The organism is Zobellia russellii (assembly GCF_044597075.1).
Classification (GTDB): domain Bacteria; phylum Bacteroidota; class Bacteroidia; order Flavobacteriales; family Flavobacteriaceae; genus Zobellia; species Zobellia russellii.
The window spans coordinates 4531059-4547203 of record NZ_CP139000.1 but is presented as its reverse complement, the minus strand read 5'-3'; the positions used below and the strand labels follow the sequence as shown (position 1 = coordinate 4547203).

The 16145-nt window shown below is 37.2% G+C and carries 17 protein-coding genes; 9 read left to right on the top strand and 8 right to left on the bottom strand.

Annotation, left to right across the window (positions count from 1 at the left end; genetic code table 11):
- Positions 1-59: 59 nt before the first annotated feature.
- Positions 60-1274 (top strand): sensor histidine kinase, encoded by a 1215-nt coding sequence (locus SJY45_RS18700; RefSeq protein WP_303407443.1) that lies wholly within the window; start codon positions 60-62, stop codon positions 1272-1274.
- Positions 1275-1786: 512 nt separating this feature from the next.
- Here SJY45_RS18700 and SJY45_RS18695 read toward each other — a convergent pair.
- Entirely contained in the window at positions 1787-2026 is a 240-nt protein-coding gene (locus SJY45_RS18695; protein ID WP_400072681.1) for a hypothetical protein, read from the bottom strand.
- A gap of 654 nt (positions 2027-2680) precedes the next feature.
- Positions 2681-2920: a hypothetical protein gene (locus SJY45_RS18690; RefSeq protein ID WP_215912701.1), complete on the bottom strand. Its 240-nt coding sequence runs from the start codon at positions 2918-2920 to the stop codon at positions 2681-2683.
- A gap of 502 nt (positions 2921-3422) precedes the next feature.
- Here SJY45_RS18690 and SJY45_RS18685 point away from each other — a divergent pair.
- From SJY45_RS18685 to SJY45_RS18675, 3 genes are all read left to right on the top strand, one after another.
- Positions 3423-4436, top strand: a complete 1014-nt coding sequence (locus SJY45_RS18685; RefSeq protein WP_400072679.1) for a malectin domain-containing carbohydrate-binding protein — start codon at positions 3423-3425, stop codon at positions 4434-4436.
- 208 nt (positions 4437-4644) lie between these two features.
- Positions 4645-5244, top strand: coding sequence for a peptide-methionine (S)-S-oxide reductase MsrA (gene msrA, locus SJY45_RS18680; protein ID WP_400072677.1), 600 nt, complete (start codon positions 4645-4647; stop codon positions 5242-5244).
- Positions 5245-5429: 185 nt separating this feature from the next.
- Positions 5430-6335 (top strand): aldose epimerase family protein, encoded by a 906-nt coding sequence (locus SJY45_RS18675; protein ID WP_400072674.1) that lies wholly within the window; start codon positions 5430-5432, stop codon positions 6333-6335.
- Positions 6336-6390: 55 nt separating this feature from the next.
- Here SJY45_RS18675 and SJY45_RS18670 read toward each other — a convergent pair whose 3' ends face one another.
- Entirely contained in the window at positions 6391-6816 is a 426-nt protein-coding gene (locus tag SJY45_RS18670) for an organic hydroperoxide resistance protein (RefSeq protein ID WP_215441789.1), read from the bottom strand.
- 154 nt (positions 6817-6970) lie between these two features.
- On the opposite strand from SJY45_RS18670, the gene SJY45_RS18665 reads away from it, so the two are divergent.
- The 3 genes from SJY45_RS18665 to SJY45_RS18655 are packed head-to-tail and all read left to right on the top strand — an operon-like array spanning position 6971 to position 9581.
- Entirely contained in the window at positions 6971-7531 is a 561-nt protein-coding gene (locus tag SJY45_RS18665; RefSeq protein ID WP_400072672.1) for a DUF2911 domain-containing protein, read from the top strand.
- Between the two features lie 2 nt (positions 7532-7533).
- A complete protein-coding gene (gene meaB / locus SJY45_RS18660) occupies positions 7534-8577 on the top strand; it encodes a methylmalonyl Co-A mutase-associated GTPase MeaB (RefSeq protein ID WP_400072670.1) in 1044 nt (347 codons plus the stop codon).
- Between the two features lie 41 nt (positions 8578-8618).
- A complete protein-coding gene (locus SJY45_RS18655) occupies positions 8619-9581 on the top strand; it encodes a glycosyltransferase family 2 protein (protein WP_215441786.1) in 963 nt (320 codons plus the stop codon).
- Positions 9582-9598: 17 nt separating this feature from the next.
- Here the strand turns inward: SJY45_RS18655 and SJY45_RS18650 are convergent, their stop codons facing one another.
- From SJY45_RS18650 to mazG, 5 genes are all read right to left on the bottom strand, one after another.
- On the bottom strand, positions 9599-11254 hold the full coding sequence (locus SJY45_RS18650) for an ArnT family glycosyltransferase (RefSeq protein ID WP_400072668.1): 1656 nt from the start codon (positions 11252-11254) through the stop codon (positions 9599-9601).
- Entirely contained in the window at positions 11244-11819 is a 576-nt protein-coding gene (locus SJY45_RS18645; protein ID WP_289041295.1) for a phosphatase PAP2 family protein, read from the bottom strand. The genes SJY45_RS18650 and SJY45_RS18645 overlap by 11 nt, the downstream gene beginning before the upstream one ends.
- Before the next feature lie 5 nt (positions 11820-11824).
- Positions 11825-12052: a hypothetical protein gene (locus tag SJY45_RS18640; protein ID WP_215441783.1), complete on the bottom strand. Its 228-nt coding sequence runs from the start codon at positions 12050-12052 to the stop codon at positions 11825-11827.
- A 1-nt stretch (position 12053) separates the two neighbouring features.
- Positions 12054-13424 carry an MATE family efflux transporter gene (locus SJY45_RS18635; protein ID WP_400072665.1) on the bottom strand — a complete coding sequence of 457 codons (1371 nt, stop codon included), beginning with the start codon at positions 13422-13424 and terminating at the stop codon, positions 12054-12056.
- Positions 13425-13494: 70 nt separating this feature from the next.
- Positions 13495-14277 carry a nucleoside triphosphate pyrophosphohydrolase gene (mazG, locus tag SJY45_RS18630; RefSeq protein WP_215912691.1) on the bottom strand — a complete coding sequence of 261 codons (783 nt, stop codon included), beginning with the start codon at positions 14275-14277 and terminating at the stop codon, positions 13495-13497.
- Positions 14278-14376: 99 nt separating this feature from the next.
- On the opposite strand from mazG, the gene SJY45_RS18625 reads away from it, so the two are divergent.
- Both SJY45_RS18625 and SJY45_RS18620 read left to right on the top strand, forming a co-directional pair.
- Entirely contained in the window at positions 14377-15219 is an 843-nt protein-coding gene (locus SJY45_RS18625) for a sugar phosphate isomerase/epimerase family protein (protein ID WP_400072663.1), read from the top strand.
- Positions 15219-16133 carry an SMP-30/gluconolactonase/LRE family protein gene (locus tag SJY45_RS18620; RefSeq protein WP_215441779.1) on the top strand — a complete coding sequence of 305 codons (915 nt, stop codon included), beginning with the start codon at positions 15219-15221 and terminating at the stop codon, positions 16131-16133. Before SJY45_RS18625 ends, SJY45_RS18620 begins: the two co-directional genes overlap by 1 nt.
- Positions 16134-16145: the final 12 nt, after the last annotated feature.

Genomic DNA, 16145 nt, shown 5'->3' with positions numbered 1-16145 from the left:
GATTTACCTAACCAAGCGGATATTCCTTACAATTAAAGAGAAATACAAATTAGCTTTATATGCAGCAGAGTACCGATTTAGAAAAAAGATTAAAAAGCAAGGTTAGACTGGTATTAAAGGTCAATTATTATTCTTCTGTTTTTTCTTTAATCTTTGCTGTTCTTTGTTTCTTTTTTCTAGACATAAAGGAAGTAATCCCCTATATCTTTCTCTCTTTTGGCATTCTAAACCTTATAAATACATTAGCCTACAAATACCATAAAAGGCTTACCCTTACCTATAACATTGTATCCATGATGACTTTGGCCGGAGCCAGTGTCATAACGCTCTATACGGGAGGAATAAATAGTCCGTTCATTTTTGTTCTTGCCCTTATTGTGATTGCGGGTTACGTTACAACTAAAGCATATGGTACACTCTATCTATACCTAAATTTGTTAATTATTACGCTCATATATGTCCAGAGTATTGCCGACTTTAGTTTTGTAAAAAATGTGGTCCCGGACTCTTCCAAAAACCTGTTCGCTCTTTTAAGTGTTCTGTTTTCGGTTTACCTATTAGGTGGCGTATTTGGTAAAAACTTGCTCCATGCGCATCATAACTTGTATAAAACCAAGAATGAACTCGAAGAGAAAATACGTGAAAAGGAAACCTTAATAAAAGAAGTCCACCATAGAGTTAAGAACAATTTACAGACTGTCTCCAGTTTGCTAAGCCTGCAATCTAGAAGTATTATAGACAAAGATGTTAAAAGCCTTTTGAAAAGTAGTCAAAATAGAGTAATTACCATGGCCATAGTTCATGAAATGCTCTATATGCGAGAAGACCTTTCTAAAATTGAATATAAATCTTACGTGCAGGAACTTGCGGAGTATTTAGTCCGTTCTATAAAAGGTACCAGTAGTAACATTACCCTAAACATAGATATTCCAAATATAAAGTTGAATATAGACACGGCCATACCTTTAGGCCTGCTCATTAATGAAACTGTAACCAATGCCCTTAAATACGGTATTGCAGATGAAGATAAAGGTGAAATACACATAAGACTTAGAAAAGCCGAGAACAATGAGTTCATTCTTAATTTAGGTGATAACGGGAAAGGGTTTCCTGAGGACATTACCCACAAAAATTCAAAATCACTAGGACTTAAATTAATACACAATCTATCCCGCCAATTACAAGGTTCTATTATGAGAGACCTTAGTCAAAAAGGAACCCATTACACTATAAAGTTTAAAGAAATACGAGATCAGATTACTAGTGTAGCATAAAACACTAGCTAATCAAAAAACTATTTTTTCACTGGAGATTTTAAAGAGCGTAGTATTCCTTTAGTCTTTGGAAACAGTACTACATGACTAATAATTAAGGCAATAGCTGTTAAAAAAACAAATAACATCATAGCAATCGTTTTAAAATTATACTCTAAATAGATTTATATCCTTGTGAGCAACACATTAAATGTTATATACTGATGATTTTACCTCTCAGCATACACCCTATTAAGTAGCCGGTACTAGTTTTAATTTTCTCAGTAACCTTAATAACATTAGAGCTATAAGCCAAAACAAGACCCACTTAAGAAATGTAATTTTTAACATTGACAATTGCTTTTAGTAAACCAAGCATTCCTAGGTCTTAGGGCAACGGCAAGATTAAAAAGATTTCACATCTAAAATTCGGGGGTAATCTAAATATAATCACTGAACATTCATCATCACATATAAATCGTTGTAATACATTAATTTAAGACCATTTTATAATGAAATGGAATACGTATCTATTAAGCCATCTTAGCTTTGTTTCTTTTTGTAGTGAAAGAAAGCGCTTTAGTTACTCTAGCGTTGTTTCTCTTATATAAACGTGCCACTTCTACTGCGTTCTCAAAGTTAACCTCTTCGGTAGAAGTTTCGGTAACGATACTCATTTCAACGGTAGCAACTTTAACCTCTTCGGTTGCAGTTTGTGCTTGAGCAGTTACTCCGATAAAAAGAACAAAAATTAAAGTTGCGATAGTTTTCATGACTTGAGCGTTTATATAAATAAAACGCCACAGACCCCATTCTACCGAGGTTCCGTTCGCTGAAAAACCCTGTATTTTCGGTTATCTGCACAAGTTCGGCTCAAGTGTAAAAAACCATCGGTGAACGTAATCGGACCAAAAAACACTTTACCGAATCAATGTGTATTTAATCCGAAAAAGAGATGTTCTTCTTCAAGTAAAAATCATCCTGATTCACCTTTTGCAATACTTTTAATCCATTTATAGCCCATCATTAGATTTATCACCTATGAAAACCCGAACCAGGAATAACAGCAATAGTAGAATTGTTTCATTTAATAAATAACAAATTGATCAGCTCTATTTTCTTTTTAAAGAATAGATGAAGTAAACCCTGAGCTGTACTAATAATTTGTTTCTATATATAGAAGATGATTCCAATCAACTATGTCAACTGCTTGTATTCTTGCTAGAAAAAATTGATAAGCTATCTAGAGACATCAATGCATTACAACATATAGTAGGGACTAATACCAATGAACAACATATATTAAGTAACCTGGAGTTTGAAATAAGTACTATGTTACAACTTTATAGGTCCTAACTACTAAAATGAAAACTTAAAATATAAAAGTACTTTTCTTAAAAGATAAGTTCAAATTAAAAAACCAATGATTAAGCCATCTTAGCTTTGTTTCTTTTTGTAGTGAAAGAAAGTGCCTTTGTTACTCTAGCGTTGTTTCTCTTGTATAAACGCGCCACTTCTACTGTGTTCTCAAAGTTAATCTCTTCGGTAGAAGTTTCGGTAACGATACTCATTTCAACGGTAGCAACTTTAACCTCTTCGGTTGCTGTTTGTGCTTGAGCAGTTACTCCGATAAAAAGAACAAAAATTAAAGTTGCGATAGTTTTCATGACTTGGGCGTTTATATAAATAAAACGCCACAGGCCCCATTATACCGAGGTTCAGTTCGCCGAAAAACCCTGTGTTTTCGGTTATCTGCACAAGTTCGGTTCAAGTGTAAAAAACCATCGGTGAACGTAATCGGACCAAAAAACACTTTACCGAATCAATGTGTATTTTATCGGATTTAGGATGAAATTATTGACCAAGAAAAGTTTACCAACTAGTTATTGAGAGAAAAATATCAGTTAGAAGCTAGATTTTGAAATTGTTATTTACTGTTTTTATAATTTATAGAGATAAACCTTGGAATGACCAAGGTATAAATCAGCACCTATAGAGAACAGAAACATCTAAAAAAATAATATTTATCCTACAAACAGATCGTTGAGCGAACGATCAACACACAACTTTTGTCGATTATTAGTTAATATTATTGGAACGATACTCCTAAATATATAATTTGCACCCTCTTTTGAAAAAGAAAATGGATTAATTTAAAATCACTGAATTATGAGACGTAATTTAATTACAAGATGGTTGTTACTATCAGCTTTGTTCGTATCATTCATTATGGTACCCGTAGCATGTAGTAGCGATGATGGTGGAACTGATACCGAACAGAAGCCTGATCCAGATCCGGATCCGGAACCAGAGCCAGAACAAGTTGCCGACCCAACAAATGAGAATACAGTTATAGATGCTACTGCAGCAGCCCATGCAAATGGTATCAGTACATCTACAGTAACTGTTACATTAGCAGATTCCGATGGAAAAAAACTGACCAAAAGCGGAGGTACCGTTGTACTATCGGCTACTGGCTCTTCTACTGTTTCTGCAGTTACAGATAATGCTGATGGAACTTATACCGCTACAGTTAGTGGCGATGTTGAAGAAACCATTACTGTATCTGGAAAATTAGACGATGTAGCTATCACCAGCACAGTGGATATTACCTTTAACCCTGATGAATCTAATCCTGCACAGGAAGCGGAGCAGTCAACTGAACCAGCTGGACCTACTCTTCTTAGAATTAATTGTGGTGGTCCAGAAGTAACTTTTGGAGATATCACCTTTTTAGAGGATCAATATTTTGGTGAGAATAGTGAAGTGTTTACTAATCCTTTCGTTACTGAAATAGATAACACAGAAATGGATGCCATTTACCTCACTGAAAGAGTTTCTGCAGATGGACCAATGTTTAAAGGGCCTACCTCATATGATATACCAGTTACGAACGGTACATATACAGTAAAGCTTTATTTTGCGGAAATCTACTGGGGAGTTGAGAACCCACAAGGGTTTGAAGGAGGAGAAGGAAGCCGAATTTTCAATATCCTAATGGAAGATAAAGAAATCTTTACAGGCTATGATTTATTCAAAGAGCACGGAGCAGCGTCTGCCGGAAGTAAAATGTACAATATTGAAGTAACAGATGGTGAATTAAATATCATGTTGGAGGCCACTGTTAACAAACCAAAAATATCTGCAATAGAAGTCTTTGGTACAGGAACTATCGGTTCTTAAGAACAAAAGCTTTAGCTATAAAATTATAGGTCTTCGGGAAATATTCCTTGAAGACCTATTTTTTTTGAACCTTTGTCAGTAAGGAAACGTATCTACTTTATACTAATTCCATAAAAACAGAAAAATGATTTTTAAATCTATAATCTCAACTATATCCCTATTAATAGTCACCTCTTGTCAATCACATGTTGAGAAGAAAAAAACCACTATGGAATCAACGGTTGAAAAAGAAATTGTAAAACCAACAAACCAAGACTTAGAAAAGTTTGAAACTGCTTATTTCGCAAGTGGTTGCTTTTGGTGTGTTGAAGCCATTTTCGAAAGTGTGAAAGGGGTTGAAGAAGTAGTTTCTGGATATTCAGGTGGTACCGAAAAGAATCCAACTTATGAGCAAGTTAGTGGAGGAATGACAAGTCACGCAGAGGCCGTTAAAATTTATTATGACCCAAAAGTTATTTCATTTACCGCTCTAGTACAGGTGTTTTTTGGCTCCCATGACCCTACCACACTAAACAGACAAGGACCTGACCGTGGTGCTCAATACCGCTCTGTTGCATTTTATAAAAATGAAAAAGAAAAACAGATTATTGAAGCTTACATAAAGGCTCTGACAGACCAAAATGTTTATGAAGGTTTTCCAATTACAACAGAAGTAACCCAATTCACCAAGTTTTATGATGCCGAAGATTATCACCAAGATTATGAAAAAAAGCATCCTAACAACTCGTACATCACCAATGTATCCATTCCAAGATTAAATCGGTTTAAAGCAAATTTCAAAAAATATTTAAAGGAAGATGCCCATTAGGACCTAAGTTTTGTTTTATAATCCACCTAATTTTATCTATTCTTAACCATCCTGTTCCAATTGCTAAAATCAAAAAAATTGAACGGTTTCAATATCTATTTTAAACTTATACTATTATAAGCGTCAAACTATACCCCTGTGTTCTAAAAAACACATAATTTTGCACTAATTTTAATTAGAGACATTTGAAACAGGTTACAATACAGACAAAAAACATCATCTTAATTGTCTTGGATTACGGTGCTGTTATTCAGAAATTATTGGTAAAAGGCAATGACGGCAATTATAAAAATGTTGTGGTTGGCTTTAACTACCCCAGCGCATATAAAAACGATAAGAAATGCCTAGGAGCTTGTGTAGGTAGATATGCCGGAAGAATTTCTAACGGCGGATTTATCTTAGACCGAGAAAAATATCCGTTACATAATATTAATGGAATCCATTTACACGGAGGGAAGCAAGGTTTTGCCCAGAAAACCTGGAAGTTTGAAGAAGTCAATAACGGCCCGGAACCTTTTGTAAAATTATCATACACTAGTGGACATTTAGAGGAAGGCTATCCTGGAAACTTAAAAGTAACGGTTACTTATAAAATAGTAGACAGTGCATTGGTTATAGAGCATAAAGCGGAAACAGACCGTACCACAGTGCTTAACCTCACTAATCATTCGTACTTTAAATTAGATTATGGAGATAGCATAGCAGATCATTTATTACAGATGAACTGCACGCACTTTACCGAATCTAACCAAGATCAGTTACCCACCGGAAAATTTGTATCCGTTAAAGGAACTCCCTATAACTTTCTTGAAGAAAGGCCCATAGGTAACTCATTATTGGATATTCCCTTTGCCATTCACCCTAAAACTAATCTTGCCGCCCGCGTTAGATCTAAAAGATCAGGAATTACAATGACGGTGCAAACCAACCAACCAGCACTTATTGTTTATACGCCTCCAGAGTTTCCGGGAATCTGTTTTGAAACTCAGAACTTTCCAGATGCCCCCAATCAACCTAACTTCCCAAGTTCGGTATTAAGACCTGGTGAGAAATATCAAAATATATCCAAATATCATTTTTCGGTCAAATAGCAAAAAAAGCCCTGAAAATTAAAATTTTCAGGGCTTTTACATTTAGTCTTGACAATTATGCTTCAACCATTAAATTAAGTTCTACGGTAATATTGTCCCTTGTAGCCTTACTATAAGGGCATATTTCATGCGCAGCATTGATTAACTCCTCGCCTTTTTGCTTATCTACAGTTGGTAATAAACAGTCTAGAGTGGCATCTATGAAAAAACCGTCCTCGTCCTTGTTAAAACCAATAATTGCCGTTACGCTAAAATCCCCAAGATCTTCTACACCTTGTTCTTTGGCAACTGCCTGAAGTGCCCCGGCAAAACATGTGGAATATGCCGCAGCAAAGAGCTGTTCAGGGTTTGTAGATTTACCGTCCGTTTTTCCGTCCGCACCTGGCATTTTTATATCTAAATCTACAGCTCCGTCATCACTTTTCACATGACCTGCTCTACCTCCTGTATTCGTTGCTTCCGCTTTAAAAATAGTTTTCATTACATATAAGTTTATGATTACTTCATGAAGTTAAGCTATGAATTTGTGAAAAAATAAAATGGATTATTAAATTAATGTGAAAAGCATCTTTACGGTTAAAAAAAGAATGGATTACACCCCTAATTCGTAACTTGGGGTAACAAATGCCGTTACAATGAAATTTACGAAATGGATTCTTATCGTATTTGCTATAGTAGGTTTTTTATTCTTTTTTGTTGTTGGACCCTACATGAGAACACAGACCAAAAAGCATAGTCCGGAAAAGACAGCCGTATACACAAATAACGGAATGGATTTGTCCGTAAACTATTCTAGCCCTTCTAAAAAGGATAGAATTATATTTGGCGAGCTCGTGCCCTATGATATAGTTTGGCGTACAGGGGCAAATGAGCCCACTACATTTTCTACTGCATTTGATATTAAAATTGACGGTAAAAACCTTTCTTCTGGGGTTTATTCTCTATGGACAAGACCCGGTAGGCAAACGTGGTCGGTAATATTCAATAAAAATATACCTGATTGGGGTGTGAGTATATTAAGTGGAGGCAAAGAGACAACACATATTCTTGAAGAAGATGTTATCGAAATTCAAATCCCAACCGAACAATTGGCGGAAACCGTAGAGCATTTTACTATAGACTTTGATAATACAGGACAGCTCTATATGCGCATCATGTGGGATAAAACACTAGTTAAGGTACCTATTAGTAAATAAGTGTGGAGAACCATAAAAATATAGATGCAAAAGGTATTTCTGAAATTAGGAAGAAAAGGAAAAGTACCATTGACCCTAGTAAACTGGCCGAAGCCCTCTGCCAAGGAGACAAAACTGCACTTAGTCGCGCAATCACCTTAATTGAGAGTAACCACCAAAAACATATTACGGTAGCCAATAAGATCATTGCCCTTTGTCTTCAGAAACCAATCCAAAGCATACGTATAGGTATCACAGGAGTTCCAGGTGTGGGAAAAAGTACTTTTATCGAAACTTTTGGCCAACTATTAACTTCCAAAGGAAATAAAGTTGCCGTACTTACGGTTGACCCTACCAGTCGCCAAAGCAAGGGTAGCATCTTAGGGGATAAAACTAGAATGGAATCTTTAACCAAAGATTCTAACGCCTTTATCCGCCCCTCACCTTCTGGACATTCATTGGGAGGAGTAGCCCGAAAAACAAGAGAAAGCATCATTCTGTGCGAAGCTGCAGGTTTTAACATTATTCTTATAGAAACTGTTGGAGTTGGACAGAGCGAAACCGCTGTACATGGTATGGTAGACTTCTTTTTACTTTTAAAATTGGCCGGCGCAGGCGATGAACTTCAAGGTATTAAAAGAGGGATAATTGAAATGGCAGATGGTATTGTCATCAATAAAGCCGATGGAGACAACCTGCCTAAAGCACTTATTGCCAAAAGTGAGTTTGAAAATGCCTTACAGTTATATCCACCTAAAGAAAATGGATATAGACCTACGGTATCTTGCTGCTCCGCAACGGAAAACACCGGTATTAAAGAGGTCTGGGGAAATATTGAGAATTATATTTTTCAAAGTAGAAAAACGGACTATTTCCATAAAAAAAGAACACAACAGAATAAAAACTGGCTCTACGAAACTATTGAAGTTAAGCTGAAATCGGATTTTTTTGAAGACTCCTTAATATCAAACGAAATAAACCACTATATTGAACAGATAATTTCCAAAAAAATCTCACCTTTTCAAGCTGCGGACCAATTGATAGCAATTTTTAAAAGCCGCTCTTAAATAATTAGCTTAATTTTGTGAGCTTAATTTCTTATAGCCTAATGGATTTAGTTACCACATCACTCTTATCAATTGTCATTCCTGTTTTTAACGAGTCGGAAAATGTTGTTCTGCTCACAAAAAAAATTCATGAAAGCTTAGCCGGATACAATTATCAAATTGTTTATATAGACGATTTTTCTTTTGACGGTACTCGTAAGGTTATAAAGGAGATGAAGGATGATAAAGTTCATCTTATTAGTCTTAAAAGAAATTACGGTCAAAGTTTAGCATTGGCGGCCGGTATCGATTATGCCCAAGGAGAGTATATCATTACTATGGACGGCGATATGCAGAATGACCCTAGCGATATTCCCTCTATGCTAGAGTATGTGGTTAATGGCGATTATGATGTAGTTACAGGTATTCGTGCCCAAAGAAAAGATTCCTTTGTTAAAAAAATTCCATCTAAAATTGCCAATGCATTAATACGTCGTACGGCCAAATTGGATATTAAGGATAATGGTTGTGCGTTAAAAGTTTTTACCAAGGATATTGCAAAAGACCTTAATCTGTATGGCGAAATGCACAGGTTCATTACCCTACTCGCCCATTTTGAAGGAGCCCGTATCAAACAAGTACCGGTAAAACATCATGCCAGGCATGCCGGTAGCTCTAAATATGGCTTAGAACGCATCTTTAAGGTGGTTGCGGACATTATGCTGCTTTTATTTATAAGAAAGTACTTTCAGAGGCCAATTCACTTCTTTGGAATCTTTGGTGTTGTTCTAATTTTAATTGGAATTATTACAAACATTTATCTTCTGGTAGTAAAATTTGGAATGGGAGAAGACATTGGTTCACGTCCATTATTGACTTTTGGTATGATGTTCATTCTCGCAGGTATTCAACTTTTTACTATAGGTATCGTCATGGAACTATTAATACGTACCTATTACGAGTCACAGAAGAAAAGACCATACAGAGTAAAGGATGTTACCATAGCGGACCAAGTTCAGCCCTAATCCTTAGGATAGAAAGTCTAATGAATATGCACCAGATGCATCTTTTTTAAAGTCCGCTTTCTGGTTGAAGGATTTAAAAAACTTTTGGACAACCTAGAGATTCTAAAATCCTTTTCCGTAAACTGCTGGTCCCAATCAAATCCAGCATCTTGAATGCTCCGTAAATCGGTATCATTTACGTAAAGCCAGATATCTTTTTTATTCTCAAGAGTTTTAACGGAAGCGTACTGCACCGGATATTGGTTATAAAAATCCAACGACCACGTGTGAAAATTGGATACTTTATAAATTTGGTCTACAGGAATATTTTCCTCCGAAACAACCTCGGCCATACTAGAACCGGCCTGAAACTTTAGCAACTCTGGATAAAAATGTAGGTTCAGCACGGAATTTAACAGTAAAGAACTATAAACCGACAAGGTTATAATCCGTAGAAAACGTGCTTCTCTTTTTAGGCAGAAATAAATGATAACCATTAGCAAAAGGGTCAAAAGAACTGATGCCAAAAGACTTTCAAATTTAAATACGTAAAAACATATAAATAGAACGGCAGTAAAGACTATGCTCAATACAAAGTATTGCGAGCCTAAAAGGATTCTCAAAATCTTCTTCTGATCATGCCTGATTAAATCATTTATGTAAGATGCCGTAAGCACTGCGAATAATGGAATGGTTATATTCAGGTAATGAGGTAATTTAAATTGGGATAGACTCGCTACCGCAAAAAATATGGTAATAGTACCCAATGTTAAAAACTCAACCTTGCTATTATATCTAAATTTTAATTTATACAAGGTTTTAAACCGGGCGCCAATAGCAAAGATTGCCGGAATGGTCCAAGGAATAAAAACCCACAAAAACGTATGGAAAAAGAAAAAATAATCCTTAGAAGCCTTTCCCATAGTTCCGCCGGTACGTTCTAAGCTTTGCTCCCAAAAAATGAAAAGAATACCACTACGATTGGCCGCTCCTCTAATCACCTTTTCAGGATGCATATCAAACTGATGGTAGTACGCATACAACATAGGTACCGTAGCAACTCCAAAACACACCAACCCTATCAGAACTTTCCAACTAAGAATGCTTTCCCATTTACGGGTGTAAGCTAAATGGCAAATAATGGATACCCCAATTACAAAAAGTGCAATCTGACCTTTTGCCGAAAATGCCATACCAGCTGCCAATCCTCCAATAAGTATAGAAACTAACGTTCGCTTTTCAATATAGGTCGCAAATTGCCAAATGGACAAGATGGTAAAAGCGGTAAGAACCGCATCTGTACGCACATCTATGACGGACAGCACAATAGTTTGTGCGGTCATATATATCAACGCTGCCAACTTACCCGTGTTCGTATTGTAAAGAAGCTTTCCTAAGCCAAAACAACTATACGCCCCAACCAAAGTTACCAGTATTGCAGGTATTCTGTAGGCCCATTCAAACAACCCGAATATTTTAAAAGATATAGCCGCTAACCAAAAATGCAAATGGGGTTTATCCAGATACTCCGTGCCGCCTTTTATGAGATTTATAAAATCGTTCTCTTGAACCATTCGCATTGCCATTACGGCAAATTGGGCAGAATCGTTCTCAAAAAGGGTAACGAACATACCGGCTATATAAACCAGAACAATCAGCACCAATAAAAATATGTATCTGAAGTTAGATATCATTCAAGTATTTCTCGATTGCAAATATATATAACTTTGAAAACAACCAGCTAAAAAACAATCCTATAAAGGCGCCAGTAAGCACATCCAATGGAAAGTGAACTCCCAAGTAGATTCTGCTATAAGCTACCAAAATGGCCCAAAATATAAGAACGTATCCAATAAAAGCATACTTATGTTTTAGTAGTAACGTAAAGAAAAAAGCTACCGCAAAACTATTTGCCGCGTGCGCAGAAAAGTAACCAAATTTACCTCCACAGGATGACTTTACCAATCTTACCAATCCGTCTAAACTAGGGTCATGACAAGGTCGTAAACGCATCACACCGTATTTAAAGAAATTGCCCAACTGGTCCGTTACTACTATCAACAGGACAACGGAAACCAAAAGCACCAAGGTTTTTTTAAGTCCGTATGTTTTATACGCCAAGAACAATAGGGCCGCATATAAGGGAATAGCGCTAAATTTATTAGAGATAAATAACCAAAAAGCATCCCAGGATGAAGTTCCCAAATTATTTAAAAAAAGGAAAAGCTCTTTATCTTGCTGAATAAGTTCTTGCCACATGATAGCTACTCTTCGTATCTAGATACCTCACGGTCATAAAATTCACCCGCCTGTTCTATAAGGCTTTGTGCTTCGGACTCCAACTCCTTTTCATCTTCAGTTGAAAAATCCTCTAACCATTCTACCTCATCATTTTCCAGGTTGATAATAAACCTAGGGTACTCAGTATGTACAACAAATATAGCTGTAGGATAATCTGTATTATCACCTAACAAAAACTTTGGGAATTCCATCTTATGAATTTACTATTAACTTTTTAGTCAAATAATTAAAGCGAATATACAACATAACCGCCGATGCACTCAACCCGGTCAACAAACCTATCCATATACCGGTACTTCCCAAATCTGTATATAAACCTAAAAAGTAGCTTACCGGAAAACCTATGGCCCAATAGGCTATAAAAGTTATGAGCGTTGGTATTTTAACGTCTTGAAGACCACGTAACGCTCCTAGAACTACCACTTGTACCCCATCGGATATTTGAAAGAACGCCGCCACCAGTAATAATTCAGCGGCCAAAACAATAACCTCTGTATTATCCGCCACGTTTAAGGCATCATCCAAATCCAGATACAAGGTAGGGAACCAGTGCCTACCTAACAGAAATAGCGCAGCAAATACAATCTCCAATAATAAGGTTAGAAAAAATATAGACTGACCAATACGCCTCAATTCCACAAAATTGCGCAGACCCTTCTGGTTTCCCACTCTGATCATAGCGGCAATACCTAGCCCCATTCCGAACATAAAGGTCATACTGCTTAAGTTTAATGCAATTTGGTTGGCCGCTTGTGCATTCTTACCTAACACACCACTAAGCCATATTGCCGCAGTGAAAATAGCTACCTCAAAAAACATTTGTAATGCCGATGGAAAACCCAAATCGATAATTTTTTTGATTACTTTTCTTTCAATATTCTTAAAATCGAATCCGGTTACGTAATCATGGAATTTCTTTTTACTTTTTAACAAATACCAAATATAGGCCACCATTAAAAAGCGGGAAACCAAAGTACCTATTGCCGCTCCTACAATCCCCATTTTAGGAAAACCAAAGGAGCCGAAAATCAGCAAATAATTAATTGCAATATTCACCACATTGGCCATAATTGTAGCGTACATGGGATATTTGGTTTGCGACAATCCTTCTGAAAACTGTTTGAACGCCTGAAACACAACCAACGGAACCAAGGAAAAAGCTACTAAATCCAGATAGGGTAAAGCCAAGGCAACCACCTCTTCCGATTGCCGCATAGAATACATTAATGGTTTGGCCAATAATATGACCCCAAACAGCATCAAACTTAAAACGGTGCACAACACCAGACCATGTTTTAGGGCACTTTTGGCATCGGACTTGTTCCCGGCACCATCCGCCTCCGCAACCAAAGGTGTTATTGCGGTTGAAAACCCTATACCCAATGACATGGCTATAAAAACAAAACTGTTACCCAATGAAACTGCCGCCAACTCTGCCGTTCCTAGTTGACCTACCATAATATTATCGGCCAACTGAACAAATGTATGCCCCAACATCCCTAATATCACAGGTACTGAGAGCTGAATGTTATATTTGAATTCTTTAGTGTATTGCTGAAACAAAACTGAATGTATTTTATAGGTAAGGATTTAATTTATCTTACCTAATTAAGAGACTTTGTTTTTGGAAAGTTTATTCGGATAGCTTGGCTTCGTCCCAAAAAACATCCATTTCCGCTAAGGTCATTTCCTTTAGTTCCTTTCCCATTTCCTTAGCTTTGGATTCCAGATATTGAAAGCGACCTATAAATTTTTTATTAGTCCGTTCCAATGCATTTTCCGGGCTTATCTTTAAAAACCGTGCGTAATTCACCATGGCGAACATGACATCGCCAAACTCGGCTTCCATCTTATCTTGGTTCTTTAATTTTACCTCTTCCCGTAACTCGGCAAGTTCTTCCTGTACTTTCTCCCAAACCTGTTCCGGCTTTTCCCAGTCAAAACCAACACCTGCCACTTTTTCTTGAATACGACTTGCTTTAACCAAGGCCGGCAAACCTTTGGGCACGCCTTCCAAGACACTCTTTTTGCCCTTTCCCTCTTTAAGTTTTATGCTTTCCCAGTTCCGTTTTACATCTTCCTCATTGGTAACCTTTACATCACCATAAATATGGGGGTGCCTGTTAATGAGCTTTTCGCATATTTCGTTACAAACATCGGCTATATCAAAGTCATTGGTTTCACTTCCAATTTTTGAATAAAAAACAATGTGCAATAATACATCGCCAAGTTCTTTCTTAACCTCTTCCAAATCATCTTCAAGAATAGCATCGCCAAGTTCATAGGTTTCCTCAATAGTTAAATGACGTAAGGTTTGCATGGTCTGTTTCTTATCCCACGGACACTGCTCACGTAGTTCATCCATTATGGTCAATAAACGATCAAACGCCTCCAATTTCTGCTGTCTTGTATTCATGGCTGAAAATTTGCGTAAAAGTACAAAGACCCTCCCTTTAACGTGTCGAAAATTTAGAGTATTTTAGAAGTCTTTACTAAGATTTATCCCTACCCGATTATGACCAATATAAACCGAAGAAAATTTTTGAAGCAGTCCGGATTGGCCACTGCCGGAAGCTTGATAATGCCAACAATGGGCTTTTCTAAAATACCTGATGAAGCGTATGGCGTACAGCTTTATACTTTTCGTGATGAAATGGCCAAAGATGCCAAGAGAACCTTGGAACAAATTGCGGCTATCGGTATTAAAAAAATAGAATCGGCAAGAAGCAAAGAGGGACTCTATTACGGGCTTTCTCCAAAGGAAATGAAAAACACCTGTAATAGCTTGGGCATGAAACTCTGTAGTGGACACGTTGCTTTGGACAAAAATTTTGACGATACCATGCGGCAAGCTGTGGAATCAGGTCAAGAGTATGTTATTTGTTCTTCCCTACCTAGTAAAGGGCAAAATATTGATAATTACAAAAAAGTGGCCGACGCATTCAACCAAGCTGGAAAAGCCTGCAAAAAACTAGGTCTAAAATTCGGGTACCACAACCACGAGTACGAATTTGAATCCCATAAAGGCGAAGTACTCTATGATGTTCTCATGGACAATACTGATCCGGAACTTGTTCATATGGAGTTGGACTTAGGATGGGTTATAGTTGCTCAAAAAGACCCATTGCACTATTTTAAAAAGTACCCTAATCGGTTTCCGTTATGGCATTTAAAGGATATGAACATGCACGAAAAGGTAAGTACGGAATTTGGTAAAGGCGGTCTTGATATTGCCACTATGATGAAACACAAATCAAACTCCGGTGTTGAACATATTTTTATAGAGCAAGAAGAATATGCCAGCACTCCTATGAAAAGCATGAAGCATAACATGAACTTTCTAAAAACACTATACTAATGAAAAATATATCTATACCCTTACTGTTTTCAGTTGCCGCTATACTGGCACTATCCTCCTGTAAGGGGCAGCAAAATTTATCCAAAAACATCATAGCTAAAGATGCCAAATTAACTTTGGTTTCCGATGAATATAAATTTACGGAAGGCCCGGCCGTTGATAAAAATGGTGACATCTATTTTACGGACCAGCCCAATGACCGTATCGTGAAATGGGATGCCGCAACTAATACCGTTTCCGACTACATGAAGCCCTCCGGGCGTGCCAACGGACTCTATTTTGACCATGACGGCAATCTTTTGGCAGCAGCCGATGAAAAGAACGAACTCTGGAGTATAGCCCCGGATAAAAAAGTGACCGTTCTAATTGATGACTACGAAGAAAAAAAGCTGAACGGCCCTAATGACCTTTGGGTTGATTTAAATGGAGGTATTTACTTTACCGATCCTTTTTACAAAAGATCTTGGTGGAAACATACCGAGCCGGAACAATCTGCCCGGCGTGTATATTATTTACCAAAAGGGAATTCCGTTCCGCGTATTGTAGCCGATGATAATTTTGAACAACCCAACGGAATTATAGGTTCGCCGGATGGCAAAACTTTATATGTTTCCGATAATGGAGCTAAAAAAACCTACTCTTATACCATTGAAGCGAACGGAAACCTAACCAACAAAAAGTTGTTTACCGATATGGGCTCCGATGGCATGACCTTGGACAACCAAGGAAACGTTTATCTTACCGGAGACGGAGTTACTGTGTTCAACTCAAAAGGCGAACAAATAGAACATATTGATGTTCCGGAGAGCTGGACGGCCAATGTAACTTTTGGAGGTCCCGAACAAAAAACACTGTTCATTACCGCAATGGACTCTGCCTATACCTTAGAAATGAACGTGAACGGCGTACGATAGTCCCAGATATGT